Raw genomic sequence first — 15,883 nt, 5'->3', positions numbered from 1 at the left:
GTATACAAAACTACTTTTCCTGATACCGGTCATAAATTTTCTCCGGTGTCATCAACGAAACTTCATCGATGAAAACATTTCGGAATGTCATGGTACCGCCCTGACATTCCTTTGTTTTTTCTGCGGCTGCCTCGCCGCACAATCCAATAAAACTGCAGCAGGCTGCTGCCGCTTCTATGGTTGCTTCTGTTCCAAGAAATGCACCCAGCATAACCGATGACATACAACCGCTTCCGGTAATATGCGCCATCATTTCATGGCCTCTTCTGCATTCAAAGACTTCTACGCCATCCGTAATCACATCCACTGCACCGGATGCAATCAGTATGGTCTTCTGTACCTTCGCATATTGTTTCATGCTTTCCACATCAACAGACTTATCCGATGCATCCACACCGGTTACGGTATTGCAGTCCTTTAACAGTGCACGAATCTCAGAATAATTTCCCCGAATGCAGGTCGGGTGGATTTCTTTTATCAAAGTCTGGCATTTCATCCGCCGGTAAGTAGAACCGGAAATTCCTACCGGGTCTAATACAATGGCATGTCCCATTTCATCCGCTTTCTTTCCGGCTTTTTCCATAGCTTCAAAATCCGCAATAGCTCCAAGATTGCAGACTAAGGCTGCTGCCCCTTCTGTTATCTCTTCCACTTCCAGCGGATGATGTGCCATGGTCGGAGATGCGCCTGCTGCCAGCAGAATATTGGCACAGTCATTGACGGTCACCGCATTGGTTATACAGTGAATGACCGGACGTTTCTTTTTTATCTCATGATGCAGTTCTGCAATTTTTCCGGCTTCTAATTCCATATTCTAGTTCTCCAGACTGTCTTTCATTTTTGCTAACATTCCTGATTTCTTTAAAGGAATGGTAATAATCATTGCAATAATGGTTCCGCCACAGGTACTGATTAAAAATGGTACTACAAAAGTAAATAATGCAGCTGCTGTATTTCCCATTACCAGATAAGCAACCGGATAAGAAAGCATTCCACCGATAATTCCGGTTCCTACTACCTCACCGATATATGCAAATGGGAGTTTCTTTCCATATTTATAAAGGAGTCCGCCAAGAAGTGCTCCACACATACTTCCCGGAAATGCCAGTGGACTTCCCAATGCTAAAAGGTTACGGATTAAGGATGCAATAAATGCCTGGGCAAGTCCCCACCAAGGTCCTACCAGAACAGCACACAGTACGTTTACAAGATGCTGTACCGGGGCACATTTTGAGCCGAATACCGGAAATGAGAAAAGGCTTCCTACGACTGCGATTGCTGCAAAAATTGCGGTTACGGTTAATTTCTTTAAGTTTGATTTGTGATTCATGTTGTCCTCTCTTCTGTTCCCATCCGAGAGGACGGGAACCTCTTAGTTTTTCTTTACTGCTTCTGCAACTTTTTCCACAATCACGCAGAGAATGACGGTAACCACCATATCCGGAAGTGTATTTCCAACCGGAGTATCTATGTGCATCAGCACACGGTAAAGCACAAATCCGATAAGCCAGACACCAAGATTACGCCACTGAAATGCCATGTCTTTTGCATTGGCTTTCTTTAAAATAAAGTAATCTGCAATCTGTACGGCAATCATCGGAGCAAAGACAGAACCGATAAGATATAAGAAATTTGTAATGTTATCCATTGGATATACAATTGCTGCAACAGTTCCGATTACCGTTACAATAATTGCTGCCCATTTCTCATTGATTTTCTCAGAAATGGATACACTGGAAACACCAGCAGAATAAGCATCCAAGAAAGTCGTTGTTACTGTTGAGAAAATGATAATCACAAGTCCTACGATACCAAATCCGGTCTTTAACATAATCTGTGCAATATCATATTCACCGGTAATAAGTGCTGCACCCATACCAATGACATACATGAAAATACTGACCAGACTGTATACAACAACGCTGACTGCGGTTGCTGCAAATGGTTTTTCTGCTTCTCTTGTATAATCACTGATTAATGGCAGCCAGGAAAGTGGCATTGCTACCGCAAGCTCTACGGCTGCGCCAAAGGTAAGGCTTCCATCATCCACAATTGCCGGAATGGCTCCATTTCCAATAAAAATCACTTTAAACAATACCAGTGACAGGATAAATAATGCGGTCATTGCAACGGTATTGAGCTTTCCAAGATTGGTAAGTCCAATCAGGATCCAAAGGATAATAAGGACTCCGATAATGGCTGCCCAGAACCAGTTTGCTACCGGAATGACACCATTGGCTGCCAGTGCGCCATCATAAATCATTATGGCTGTCCATCCTACCAGCTGCAATACATTCAACGCTGCAAAAAGAAGACTTCCCTTCTCTCCAAAGCTCATTTTTACGGTTTCCATGGCACTTCTTCGTTCTCTTGCACCAATTATTCCTGCTGCAAACATCATCAGTCCACCGATTAAGTGTCCCAATAAGATAGCTGCCATGGCTTTGCCAAATCCAAGTGGTGCAAAATAAGTTCCGGTTAAAATTTCAGCAATGGATACGCCGGCTCCAAACCAGATTAATCCGTTACTGAATACAGATGTTTTCTTCTCATTCATTGGTATATTCTCCTTCTATTGCAAATGCGTGATTCATCGGGCCGCTTCCCTTTCCAAGATCCAACATGGCTGCCAGTGCGCCGGATATGTAATTCTTTGCGTACTGCACGGATGTTTCCAGGCTGCGTCCCTTGGCAAGATTAGATGCTATGGCAGATGATAAGGTACAACCGGTTCCGTGGGTGTTTGGATTGTCAATTCTCTTTCCGTGGAACCATACCGGCTCTTTTTCCTTCTGCCAGAGCAAATCATTGGCATCATTTAACTGATGTCCGCCTTTTAATAACACGGCACAACCGAAGGTTTTACAAATGATTTCTGCTGCTTTTTCCATATCTGCTTCTGTCTTTATCTCCATACCGGAAAGCACTTCCGCTTCCGGGATATTTGGGGTTATAACAGTTGCCAGAGGCAATAATTTAGTTTTCAATGTACCGATAGCGTCATCGCTGATGAGCTTTGCTCCGCTGGTCGCTACCATAACAGGATCCACGACTATATTTTTTGCGTGGTACGCTGTCAGTTTGTCCGCAATTGTCTCTATCAGAGCACTGGAAGAGACCATTCCGGTCTTCACTGCATCCGGATATATATCCGTAAAAATACGATCCAGCTCCTCTGCCAAAAATTCTGGAGTTACCTCCATAATGTCTGTTACGCCGGTTGTATTCTGGGCAGTAAGTGCCGTGATCGCACTCATGGCGTATACGCCATTGGCGGTCATCGTCTTAATATCTGCCTGGATGCCGGCGCCTCCACTGGAATCACTTCCAGCGATTGTTAATGCTGTGTTCATACATTTGTCTCCTTTGCATTAATTTTGTATAGCGACCTAAGGTGGTGCCCCCAATCTGCCGCTGTGGTTTGTTATTACATTGCAGGCGATGATATATCTTACTATATTTCCAATGAGCAATCCCGCTGCCCTTGCATACCTTCTTTGTCTTTCAGGGTCACTAGAATTTCCCGGAAGTATATCTTTTTTCCGGCAAACGGCGAAAAGTCGCATCCTTGCTCCATTCCGCCTCGCCGGCACATCCATGATGCCGGCGTTGCCTGTTGCATAAGGGAAATCCAATAGCCTCTAACAGCCAAAGAAATGGTATTATCAGAACAACCCGAATCCCTTATTCACAAAAATCATCATCTGCACTTTATATAAGCAAGACTTTTTTATGTCCTATCTTATACATGATTTTTTACTACCATATTTACTTTTTGCAACAGTTCTTTCGTTCCCTCTTCGATGTCTTCACATGCGAAGATCCCACTTACAACTGCTGCTCCTGCAATTTCGCATCCTTTTAATTTCAGGATGTTATCGTGGTTGATGCCGCCAATTGCGACTACGGGGATGGTGACACTCTGGCAGATTTCCTGCAGGAGGCTTAGTTCCATCGGCTTTGCATCAGTCTTGGTGCTGCTGCCAAATACGGCTCCGCTTCCTAAGTAATCTGCACCGGCTTTTTCTGCTGCCTGTGCCTGTTCTATTGTTTTCGCAGTCACTCCGATGATTTTATCTGTTCCAAGAATTTCTCTTGCACGGGTCAGCTCCATATCGGACTGTCCCACATGCACGCCATCGGCTCCTATCCTTTCTGCCAGTTCCACATTATCATTGATGATCAATGGTACCCTATAACGGTGGCAGAGTTCCAAAAGGCTTCTGCCTTCTGCTTCAAATTCCGGCTCAGATAATTCTTTTTCCCGAAGCTGCACTAAAGTAACTCCGCCCTTCAATGCTTTTTCTACCTGCTCATATAAGGTCTCTCCCTTAAGCCAGCTACGGTCGGTAACGGCATAAAGAAGAAGCTGTTCTCTTGTAATATTCATATGTGATTTCTCCTCACTACCTGCAAAAACAAAAGTGCAGGACCTCTGTAAAAAAGATTCCTGCACACTAAGTAATCGCACCTGCGTTTCGTTATCTCCCTACGTTGGCATTATCCAAATCAGGTTCTGGGTTAAAGCTTCTGCTTACTCTCAGCCCGCCTGTGCGAGCACCCCGTTTTTCAACGATTTTCATTATACACATTCCCCACAAAAAAGCAAGCTATGTTTTCCATAAAATACCTTGAAAACCACAAAAAAATGGCTTAGAATTAGTTTAGCTTATTATATCATTGTACGAAAGAGAAGGATTAAGAATATCTATGAATTATGATGAAAATGTTTTTAAAGCCAAGGCCAATATCAAAGCCCGCAGAATCTGGCTTGTATTTTCCCTGCTGCTGACCGCTAACTATGGTGCCGATATGTCCAACGGTCTCTATCCATCGAAGCAGTATCTCTATTTTGTTCTGCTCTGCTGGATTCCATTTTTTATTGGAGAATTATTTCTAAAAATCAAAGGCAAAACTACTGACATCTATCGCTATATACTGGTGCTTGGTTACGGTATCTTTTATACTTATCTTTTATGTACCACAGCATCCCCAATTGCATTTACCTACATTCTGCCGGTAACCAGTCTTTTAATTATTTTTAAAGACCGGAAATTCATGCTGCAGTGCGGTATTGCAAATACTATCAGCGTAGTAATCAGTATTATTTACCGCTATATGGTATTAAGCTGCACCACTGCTACTGACGTAAAGAATTATCAGCTGCAGATATCCTGCCTGATTCTGTGCTATATCTGTTATATCATGTCCATCCGCCACTTAAATGAAGCTGACGGTGCATTAACAGACAGCATTAAGAATGATTTACACCGTGTGGTAAATACCGTAGAAAAGGTGAAAACTGCCAGCAATAACGTTATGGATGGCATTACCGTTGTCCGGGAACTGGCTAATGAAAATAAACACGGTTCTGACGTTGTCTTAAAAGGAATGAATAATCTGACCAACAACAATCAGGAATTACAGAACCGTACGACTTCTTCCCTTGATATGACAACTGACATCAATTCCCAGGTTGAGCATGTTGTATCCATGATTCACGAAATGGTATCTTTGACGGATGAATCCATTCACCATGCACAGATTAGTTCTGCCGACTTAGAGGGTCTGGTTACAACTGCCGGCACTATGTCAAAGCTTTCCAGCGAAGTAGAACAGGTTCTTACGGAATTTACTTCTGAATTTGAAAAAGTAAAATCTGAAACCGGAACCATTGATAATATTTCCGGTCAGACAAACCTTTTGGCATTAAATGCTTCCATCGAAGCTGCAAGAGCCGGAGAAGCAGGAAAAGGATTTGCTGTTGTTGCTGAAGAAATCCGTACCTTGAGCACTGAAACCAAGGCTTCATCCAAACAGATCCAGGATGCGCTGATGCGTTTGGATGAAATCTCCGGCAAGATGACAAAATCCATTGAAGAGACCTTAAAACTTATTCAGCTTACTCTTGAGAAAGTCACACTGACCGGCGAAAACGTAAATAAAATTACCGCTGACTCATCTCAGATGGGTGAGCATATACAGGTCATTGACAATGCAATCAAAGAAGTGGAAACATCAAACCGACAGTTAGTAGAAAACATGAAGTATATTTCTGAAATTGTCGATACCATGACACTCTGCATTCATGATTCCGATGATATCAGTCAGCGTATGGTAAGTAAATATGATGAAAGTGCTAACAATATTAACAGCATAGAAAATGAAATCCAGGCGTTAATGTGCAAGCTTGGAATCGGCGGCTTCATGGGTATTGAAGATATCAATCCTGGTATGAAAGCAACTATCCGCCTGACGAAAGACCCCGACCATGATTTCCATGGTGAAGTTCTGAAACAGTATTCCAACCAGATTATACTTTCCTTGGAAGAAAAGCTTTCTCTTCGTAACAGTGAATCCTGTTCCATCCAGATTACTGTTGGAAATGTACTATACTGCTGGGATAATGCTTCCATCCATGTAGATAAAATAACCTCTGATTTCGTCGTAGAAATCACCGGCAGTCCAAATATTTTAAACAGACGGAAATATCCTCGTGCCGACCTTTCCAATTTCTGTAATATTACAGTTAAGAACACCGGAGAAACCTTCCATGGACGTATGGAAAATATCAGTGCCAACGGATTTGCTTTCCTTTGCGATGCACCATTCTTTGCAGATAGCAAAGGGACTGATATTCTCTTAAATATCCTTTCCTTTGATTTACCAGATCAGGCTGCTTTGGAAGGTCATATTATCCGAAGTTCCGACGACGAAGGCATGTATATCGTCGGCTGCCAGATGCCGGAAGACAATATGGCAATTAAAGATTATGTAGAACAGTTGCTAGGATAAAACTATTTCAAGTAATTTTTTAAGATATCGCTGCTTGCGAAAGAAGAAAACTCATAGCAGATTCCGTTTGGAATTTACTATGAGTTTTCTTTTTGGTCTGTATTTTGTATTTGTAATCCCCGGCACTACTTTTCCTGACGTTCTACTTCCATATTTTTAGGCAATACAAGATTTAAAATAATGGCAGTAAGAAATACAACTGCTACACAGTTTTCCGCAAAAATAGAACGGATAATGCCTGGGAAGATTGCAAATAAATCCGGCAGCTGGGTAAAGCCTAATCCGATACTTAAGGACAGTGCCGATATGGTGATATTTCTCTGGGAAAATCCACATTTTCCAATCATCTGCAGTCCACTGATTACGATAGTTCCGAACATCATAATCGTACATCCACCCAGAACGGCACTTGGCAGTGTGGCAAGCACAGCGCCCACTACCGGAAAAATTCCTGCCAGAATCATAATTATAGCTCCTGTTGCAATGACAAAACGGTTTACAACCTTGGTCATGGCAACCAGACCTACGTTCTGGCTGAAGGATGTAATCGGCATACAGCCAAATACCGAAGATAATGCACTGACAAATCCGTCACAGGCAAGCGAGCCCGCAGTTTCTTTTGTAGTAACGTCACGGTTTAAGCCGGATGATGCCAGTGCCGAAGTATCTCCGATTGTCTCGGTTGCCGATACTAAAAATATCAGAACAAATGCGATAATGGCATCTGCATGAAATTCCATTTTAAATGGCATCAGATGTGGCAACGCCAGAAGACTTGTATCGGAAAGTGCAGAAAAATCAACTACCCCCATACACAGTGCCACGATATATCCTACAATCAGTCCGAACAGTACGGATAACTGTTTGAAATAGGATTTTGCTACAATATTAAATACGATACAGCATACCAGTGTCACAGTTCCAAGTATCCAGTTGGTTGCAGATCCGAAATCTGCACTGCTGCTGCCACCACCAAAGGAATCTGCACCTACTTCAAGCAGAGAAAATCCAATTGCTGTTACAACGGTTGCTGCAACAATCGGTGTTACCAGTTTCATCCAGTATTTGGATAAAAGTCCAAGGACACCTTCTACGATACCTCCAACAAGAACCGCTCCCATGATTGCTCCATAGCCATACTGTCCGCCAATGACACAGGCAATGGATACAAAGGTAAAGGAAATTCCCATGACAATCGGAAGTCTTGAACCGATTCTCCAGATTGGGAATAACTGAATCAATGTTCCGATTCCAGCAATCATCATTGCACTCTGAATAATCATTGCCGTATTCTTTGCATCCATTCCGCAGGCCCCTGCCACAATCAGAATCGGTGCAATATTGGCTACAAACATAGCTAAAATATGCTGCAAGCCAAATGGAATTGCATTTAAAACCGGCACTTTGCCATCCAACGTATAAATATTATCTACGCTGGCTTTCTGACCTGCTGCCATACCATCTTTTGTGTTTTTTCTTTCTAAAAAACTCATTTTCTTTTTTCCTCCGTTATCTGTTTCCGCAATAGCATGCTCGCTATCTTTTTTATCTTATGACGGAATAAAGGGGAGGTCAACTGCTTTTTACAATTTCCAGCCTGCTGCCTGAAGCTGTGTCTTTGCCATATGCCGGTAAACGCCATCCTTTGCTGTAAGTTCTTCCGGTGCACCCTCTTCGACTACCACTCCATCTTTTAATACCACAATCTTATCTGCATCTGCCACCGTACGCATGCGGTGTGCAATAATCATAACCGTCTTATCCTGAATCAACCGGGACAATGCCTCCTGAATCAGTGTTTCATTATCTACGTCTAAGGATGCGGTCGCTTCATCTAAGAATATAATCGGCGCATCCTTTAAAAATGCTCTTGCAATAGAAATTCTCTGACGTTCTCCACCGGATAATTCAGAACCGTTTTCCCCAATCATGGTATGCCAGCCCTCCGGCAGTTTATCTGCAAATTCATCACAGTGTGCCAATTTTGCTGCCGCAATGACTTCCTTGTCTGTTGCATCGGAACGTCCAATACGGATATTTTCCATAATCGTATTGTTAAAAAGTGTAACATCCTGAAAGACAATGGAATAAAGAGACATCAGTGTTTCCGGGTCAATCTTTGAAATGTCCATGCCGCCTACCGTAATCGTTCCCTTATCGATATCCCAGAATCTTGAGGCAAGTCTTGAGACCGTGGTCTTACCGCCGCCGGATGGTCCGATTAATGCTGTAACTTCGCCCTGTTTTGCAGTAAAAGTAACATCTTTCAGCACACTTTCCTTACTGTCATAGGAAAATCCCACATGTGAAAATGCAATATCATATCCGTCATATTTCATCTCGGTGCTTCCACTCTGTACCGGATGGGATAAAATTTCATCCAGCCGCTCGCACTGCACATCCACGCTGATTATGGCAGCAAGGTTCTGCAGGGAAATCTGCATCGGGTCATAAAGTCTTGATACCAGTAATAGGAACATAAAGAAAGTCAGTAAATCAATACTTCCTTTCGAAAGTAAAATTCCGCCAACCAGTGCTACCGCCGCAATTCCAAGCTTTAAAATCATCTGGGCATCGGATACAAAAACAGCATTTCCAAGTTCTGCCGCCACTGCATGTTTTTCTACTGCTTTAATTTTCTTCTCAAGTCCAACCATATAATTTTCCTGTGCATCATTTGCCCGTAAATCCCGGACCGTCTCTAAGCATTCCTGAATGCCATCTGCGCAGGCCATTTTCAGTTTCATCTGTTTTCTGCTAAGATATCTTAAAAATTTTCCTGCACTCAGCACAATGAGGAATGATACCGGAAGCACCCACAGCGCAGCCAGTGCCATCCGCCAGTCAAAGAAAAATAAGCTGATAGCAATAATTGCCGTGGATACACAGGCTCCAAAAAGTTCCGGAATATAGTGGGAGGATGCCGTTTCCATGGTGGCGCAGTCTGCCATAATGGTACTGGTCAAATCGGATAAATCCTTTTTTCCAAAGAAAGATAATGGAATCTTTCTTAATTTTTCTGCCAGCGTAATTCTTCGCACACCGCTTTCCACATAGGTGGCAAGGAAGGTGCAGTTATACTGGATATATGTTGTCACTGCAATCAGAAGCAGGCAGAGAATACTTCCAATCAGATAGAACATGCCTCTGCCGCTCAAATTATCGTTCAGATAATCCTCTACTAGAAAATACAGCAGCCCCACCGGAAACATCAACACAATATTGGAAACGGTTGCTGTCAGAAATGCCTTTATCATGTCATTTGCACCCTGCTCTGAAAGTGCATATTTATATTGTAATTTTTCTTTCCAGCTCATGTTACGCACCTACCTTCCACTGTACCGATTTGTTGTATTCTTCCCACATATGGGCATATACACCATTTTTCTGAAGTAACGTCTCATGGGTTCCCTCTTCTGCAATACTGCCATCCTTTAAAACGCAAATCCGGTCTGCGTCTACAATAGAGGACAGACGATGGGCAATCATAATTACGGTCTTTCCCTTAGACAGTCTGGAAAACGCTTCCTGCACCTTTGCTTCATTATCCGGGTCTGCAAAGGCTGTTGCTTCATCAAGAATCAGAATCGGTGCATTCTTTAACATGGCTCTTGCAATGGAAAGCCGCTGGGCTTCTCCACCAGATACATAGGTTCCGTTGCTTCCGATTACTGTATCAATTCCATCCGGAAGCTTCGCAATAATATCTTCACACTGGGCTTCCTTTAACGCCTGCATGACTTCTTCTCTGGTTGCCTCCTTCTTTCCCATGCGGGCATTTTCCAAAATGGAAGTTTTTAATAATTTGCTGTCCTGGAATACAAAAGACACCATATCCATTAACTGCTTGGAAGAAATTTCCTTCACATCCTTGTTTCCAATCAGGATGCGTCCTTCCGTAGTATCAAAGAATCGTGCCACAAGGCTTGCCAATGTTGTCTTTCCACCGCCGGACGGTCCTACAAATGCCACATGCTCGCCCTCTTTGATAGAAAGATTTATCTGATGCAGTGCATCTCTTCCGGCATCTTCATAGCAGAAGGATACATTTTCAAAGGTAATAGAGCTGTTTTCCGGGTCCTGTGCCTTTGTGGTCTCCGGTAATGGTTTCTTTTCTAAAATGCTTTCGATACGGGAAATTGCATCTGCTACAATCAGCTGATTTTCACTGGAATACATAATTTTATTCATGGTCACAGTGATAATCGGCGTAATGATAATATAGAACAAAAGATTCAATAAAAAGGTATTATCTCCTCCTTTTCCGGTAAAGAAAAAGGTTGCTGCAATCAGCACTGCAAATACCGTATTGATTGCTGTTGTATACACCATCATTGGTATCCGCATTTCCTTCGTGTATGCAATTGTCCATTTTTCATATTTCTGAATGGATGTTTGGAAACGTTTGAAGGAAAATACAGACTGTCCGAAAGTCTTTACTACCGGGATTCCACGGACATATTCCACTGCCTCACTGGACATTTCGTCCAATGCATTCTGATATTCTTCCATCTTATCTTTCATACGCTGTCCGGTCATGGCTCCCATAATTAAAAATGCTGCCACCACAGGAATCAGGCTCAAAAGTCCAAGCCGGAAATCAAATACCATAAGCAATACTAAAAGACCTGCCGGTGTTGCGATAGCTCCTGCCTGATCCGGTAACTGGTGTGCCAGATAGGTCTCTGTTGCTGCGCTGGATTCATTGACGATTTTACGGATTTTGCCGGTTCCGTCTTTATCTAAAAATCCCATTGGCAGTGTCAGGATATGTCGCATCAGGCTAGTGCGGATATTTGCCTGGACGCGGAATGCTGCCAGATGGGAACACATCAGCGCGCACACATAAACCAGCATGGATAAAATGGCAAATCCAACGGCTGCCCAGCCATATTCTTTTAAATGAGCTGCTTTGCCAAAATCCGGTGCCACAGAAAGCACTTCTTTCATAATTCTCCAGATGTAATAAAATGGTACCAAAGCCAGCCATGCGCTGATTACCGATAAAATCCAGGATGCTATGGTCAGATAGCGGAATTTACCAGCATAGACAAAAAGCTTTGATAAGGAACTTTCCTTTTTCACTTTTTCTTCTCCTCCTTTAAAAATAATTGATTCTTTCTACTTATTGAAACGAAAACTGTTTTAAAAACCGCTCCCGGTGTGCTGCTGTCACATATTTTCACAGCCAAGTGCCACCTCACTGTTGGTATTCAGGCAGAAGAACTGACTTCTTGGATTCTGGAATGCACCTTTTTGATATTTCCATTGCATAGTGCTATCTAACATAAATTAGATTTAGCTAACCCATGCTTTTAAGAAAAGACTGCTTCCTGCTGTTACAAGATAAGCAGTCTTACTATCTTTTACACTTCGAATTTTAAAATGGTATTCCAGCCTGCATAGTTGAATTTTTCCAGCATATGAACGTATTTCCGTGCAGTTTCTTTCTCCATCTTGTGACGCACAACTTCAAACATGCTGTCAAATAATGCCCTTGTCATGATATGGATGAATTCTCCCGTCACTTCATTTTCCTCTTCATTCTGAAAATGAATAACCTCCATGAACTTGTAGGTATATTCTGCCTCTACTTCTGCCAACTGTTCTACAAAATTCTGGAACTTCGTTCCATAGGACGCCTCTAATAACAGCTGAAATGTGGTAAAATTATCATAGATGTAATCCAGCATTTCATCCATTCCGGATATTACATAGTCATCCATTTCTTTCGGCTGCCGCTCCGGCTCTACTGCATGAAATTCTTCCTGCGTCTTCACGAAAAGATTCATCATATACTCTGCCACCGGTCCTACAATTGCTGCAAACAGCCCTTCTTTGTCTTTAAATCTGGAATAAATAGAACCTGTAGTTGTTCCCGCTTTCGCCGCAATGGTGCGAAGCGATGCATCGGAATAACCCTTTTCTAAAAATTCTTCCGTTGCGCAGGAAAGTATTCTTTCCGATACGCCTTCGATTGGTTTCGTCACTGATGCCTCCGTTTCATTTATAACAGTGTTATATAACACTGTTATAAATATAATTAGTTTTGGGGAAGATGTCAAGGGGTTTTTCGTTACCTTACACTCTTAAAATACTGTATCAGTATATTCTTAATGTAATTATACCTTCTAGCATAAGAATTTTCCACCCGGATTAACTCAAATCCATGTGACCGGCAAATTGCATTTTTCTTCTCGTCTCTCGCCCGTACAATGGCATTTTCTTTATGTTCTTTTCCGTCTAACTCAATGGCGAGTATCGGCATGTCCTGTCCCCGGTATCCTTTTTCATATACCACAAAGTCAAATCTTCCGGTATAAAAAAGGTCGTCATAGGATTCATTTTCCTGAAATACGTGTGCAATGCTGACTTCTCTCTGCACAACGCAGCGGTTATTTGTATTCAGCACATTATCTAGTGCATGATTTAATGTGGTTAAAAATGCAGCCTCTGTCTGCGTGCTGTACGGCTTGATTCCCAATGCCCTGGAAGAGGTCTCTCTTGCTGTCACCTGCGCCTCACCGTTGGTCTGGACATAATCTACCAGTTCATAAATATCATCATCCCCAGCGGAATGCAGACGCTTCAGTTCCTTGATATCCGACAATATTACCAACTGGTCTTTTGCCCGGGAGGTTGCCACATTAATCAGTTCTTTATTATTTTTCAGCCAGTCATAAGTTCCCTGATAAGTCTGCTGGGTGATTGCCAGCGAAAAAAGCACAACATCTTTTTCATCTCCCTGAAATGCATGAACCGTTCCGCAGGGAATATTTTCCATCCCATTGTCTTTCAACGCCTTGTTAATCAGCTCTTTCTGATTGGTAAACGGAGTAATGATACCAATACTCTTATCCGGATGTTCTTTGATAAACGAAATAATCTCTTCCACTTCCTGCGGCGCTGTATTCTTATAGTTGGTGGTATTTGCTGGAATATTCTTAAAAATCAGCGGATTAGCTTCTTTATCCGGACTGTTGATAATCAGCTTGTTGTTATAATATTTTTTATTATTAAATGAAATAATTTTTTTATTGCAGCGGTAATGGTGGCTGAGCAGAATTTCCTCGCTGACTGCATCACATGCCAGATAGGTCTTATAAATGGAATTCTTTATATAATCATACTCATCTGTCACTCCATAAATCCGCTTAAGCTTCTCATTATCTATGGGATTCAGCAGAATTACCGGGCTCAACTGCTGCGGGTCACCTACTAACATAAGACTTCTGCCCCGGATAATCGGCACTAATGACATGGCAATATTTCCCTGGCTTGCCTCATCCATGATGACCATATCAAAATAAGTTCCCGGCTCACCAATCTTATGTGCCGATATGGATGTAGTTGCAATAAACGGGAAAATTCTCTGGAACTTCTTCAAATTTTCTTCCTGACGGATATAGGTATTAAACTGCTTGACTTTCTTTTCCTCATCCGGACAGTTTACAATCTCCATCAAATCCTGATTTTTCGGTTCCTTCAGACGCTGAATATATTTTGCAGACGTATAGTAGAGATATTTCTTAAACAGCTCCTCATCTTCCACTACAAGTTTCAATGCTTCTTCATCTGTAATCTCACCAATTTCTGCTAATTTTTTCCGTACCTCCTGAAGCTGAACACCCTGCAATTCTGTCTGAAAGGTCAGATGCTGATTAGTCTCTATCATTTTAAGAATCGCTTCTTCCCGCTCCTTTAATTCGATTCTCTCTTCATGCCTCTGTAAAAGCTTGGTCAGCTTCTCCGTCCTTCTCGTCTTATCGTCCTTGTTCTTCTCAAGGGTACTGTCAAATATGGAAATATCCTTTGTCCGCTTATACAAATCCCGAATATCATCCAGTGCCTGCAGCACGCATTTATCATTTCCAAGGCGGATAATCGGAAATGGTATCATCCCCTTATTCCGATAAGGAATGGACTTTAATTTATCGCACACTCCATCAATGGGATGATTGTTATAAGACGCAAATAAGACCGTTTTCTCGTTAAAGAAAGCAGTCACCATAGTATTTACGATGGTATTTGTTTTGCCGGTTCCCGGCGGTCCCTGGATATATGCCAGCGGATATTTCATGGCATTATGAATTGCCAGTAACTGGTCCAGATTGATTTTCCGGTCTAAAAGTGTTATCGGATAATTTTTCCTTCGGTCTACCTGTTTTAACAGTTCTCCGAAAAATGCTTTTATCGGAATGGTCACTTCATCTTTTTCATACATTTTATGAATTGCTTCATACTCCTGATGAAGATCCACCAGCAAATCCCTGCCGACTGCAATTACATATGGCATATCATCCACACCATTTATCTGGGGATTGGACTTCGTTATTTTATCTTTTATCAGCTCCTGATTCTTTTCAAAATCATTTAAAAGTTCATAGTCATCTGCATCTAGGAATTTCCTTATTCCGAATTTTGCTTCCGGCTTATTCTTCTCCAACGAAAACTCCATGCAGACGGTTATTTCTTCATCCTGCCTTAAGGTCTTCTTCTGCACATCCAGCCGCAGCTTTCGGTATGCCAGCACATATACGCCTTTGGGCGTATGTATACTTAATACGTTTATTGCCAGCTGCTTCATTTTCTTCTTGGAAGCGGCATCCTTTGCTCCATATTGAAACTTTGATACAATCTGCCTAAACTGCTCCGGTGTGAGCTTATAAGTCCCCTGCCATTCACCATCCAGATGCTCAATGAGTGCATAATCTGTTTTGTAAGGTACAGAATCCATTTTATTGCAGTCAACAAGATAATTCAGCACCTTCAGATTTGCAATATTATCAAAGATTCTCCGGTATTTTCCCTGATTATATGTAATATCATCTATCAGCTCCTGCTTAGTTTCAAAATAAGAGCCTTCTATTACTGCCGATGACAGTATGGATTCAATATAAATGTAAAGGCTCATTGTGGTATACTGCCCCAAATGCAGTCCCATTACATGCATGGATTTCCGGATAGGGTCTATCTCCATAATTCCAATCCAATATTTTGTTACTTCATCTTTTCCGTTTCTGTACTCTATACTGAGCCATTTTCTCTCATGAATGGCCCGGAAGATATCTCTGCAAATTGTGTTCAT

11 protein-coding genes are annotated in these 15,883 nt (G+C 42.1%); 1 reads left to right on the top strand and 10 read right to left on the bottom strand.

The genetic code is table 11. From position 1 onward, the window contains the following. Nucleotides 1-10: 10 nt before the first annotated feature. The 5 genes from thiM to thiE form a co-directional block, all read right to left on the bottom strand. Complete coding sequence (thiM, locus tag DWW33_RS05930; RefSeq protein ID WP_117946333.1) at nucleotides 11-811, bottom strand: hydroxyethylthiazole kinase; 801 nt, start codon at nucleotides 809-811, stop codon at nucleotides 11-13. 3 nt (nucleotides 812-814) lie between these two features. Continuing rightward, nucleotides 815-1,330, bottom strand: a complete 516-nt coding sequence (gene thiW, locus DWW33_RS05925; protein WP_022243897.1) for an energy coupling factor transporter S component ThiW — start codon at nucleotides 1,328-1,330, stop codon at nucleotides 815-817. A gap of 42 nt (nucleotides 1,331-1,372) precedes the next feature. Beyond that, the gene (gene cytX, locus DWW33_RS05920; protein ID WP_118639060.1) at nucleotides 1,373-2,557 is read right to left on the bottom strand and encodes a putative hydroxymethylpyrimidine transporter CytX; all 1,185 of its coding nucleotides are present in this window, start codon (nucleotides 2,555-2,557) and stop codon (nucleotides 1,373-1,375) included. Continuing rightward, nucleotides 2,550-3,353 (bottom strand): bifunctional hydroxymethylpyrimidine kinase/phosphomethylpyrimidine kinase, encoded by an 804-nt coding sequence (gene thiD, locus DWW33_RS05915; protein WP_118639059.1) that lies wholly within the window; start codon nucleotides 3,351-3,353, stop codon nucleotides 2,550-2,552. Before thiD ends, cytX begins: the two co-directional genes overlap by 8 nt. Nucleotides 3,354-3,742: 389 nt before the next feature. Beyond that, entirely contained in the window at nucleotides 3,743-4,390 is a 648-nt protein-coding gene (gene thiE / locus DWW33_RS05910; protein ID WP_118639058.1) for a thiamine phosphate synthase, read from the bottom strand. 320 nt (nucleotides 4,391-4,710) lie between these two features. Between thiE and DWW33_RS05905 the strand changes: the two genes are divergently transcribed. Continuing rightward, nucleotides 4,711-6,795, top strand: coding sequence for a methyl-accepting chemotaxis protein (locus DWW33_RS05905; protein ID WP_118639057.1), 2,085 nt, complete (start codon nucleotides 4,711-4,713; stop codon nucleotides 6,793-6,795). 125 nt (nucleotides 6,796-6,920) lie between these two features. Here DWW33_RS05905 and DWW33_RS05900 read toward each other — a convergent pair whose 3' ends face one another. The 5 genes from DWW33_RS05900 to DWW33_RS05880 all read right to left on the bottom strand — a co-directional run bounded on the left by DWW33_RS05900 (nucleotide 6,921) and on the right by DWW33_RS05880 (nucleotide 15,883). Next, nucleotides 6,921-8,252, bottom strand: coding sequence for a uracil-xanthine permease family protein (locus tag DWW33_RS05900; RefSeq protein WP_118639152.1), 1,332 nt, complete (start codon nucleotides 8,250-8,252; stop codon nucleotides 6,921-6,923). 126 nt (nucleotides 8,253-8,378) lie between these two features. Further along, nucleotides 8,379-10,112 carry an ABC transporter ATP-binding protein gene (locus DWW33_RS05895; protein WP_118639056.1) on the bottom strand — a complete coding sequence of 578 codons (1,734 nt, stop codon included), beginning with the start codon at nucleotides 10,110-10,112 and terminating at the stop codon, nucleotides 8,379-8,381. Nucleotide 10,113: 1 nt separating this feature from the next. Next, nucleotides 10,114-11,880 carry an ABC transporter ATP-binding protein gene (locus tag DWW33_RS05890; RefSeq protein ID WP_118639055.1) on the bottom strand — a complete coding sequence of 589 codons (1,767 nt, stop codon included), beginning with the start codon at nucleotides 11,878-11,880 and terminating at the stop codon, nucleotides 10,114-10,116. A gap of 281 nt (nucleotides 11,881-12,161) precedes the next feature. Beyond that, nucleotides 12,162-12,785: a TetR/AcrR family transcriptional regulator gene (locus DWW33_RS05885; RefSeq protein ID WP_118639054.1), complete on the bottom strand. Its 624-nt coding sequence runs from the start codon at nucleotides 12,783-12,785 to the stop codon at nucleotides 12,162-12,164. An 86-nt stretch (nucleotides 12,786-12,871) separates the two neighbouring features. Further along, nucleotides 12,872-15,883 carry an AAA domain-containing protein gene (locus DWW33_RS05880; RefSeq protein WP_118639053.1) on the bottom strand — a complete coding sequence of 1,004 codons (3,012 nt, stop codon included), beginning with the start codon at nucleotides 15,881-15,883 and terminating at the stop codon, nucleotides 12,872-12,874.

It is taken from the genome of Roseburia sp. AF15-21 (assembly GCF_003479505.1).
In the GTDB taxonomy this organism is placed as follows: Bacteria; Bacillota; Clostridia; order Lachnospirales; family Lachnospiraceae; genus Roseburia_C; species Roseburia_C amylophila.
The sequence above is the reverse complement of the archived record's forward strand: the minus strand, read 5'-3'. Positions and strand labels throughout refer to the sequence as shown.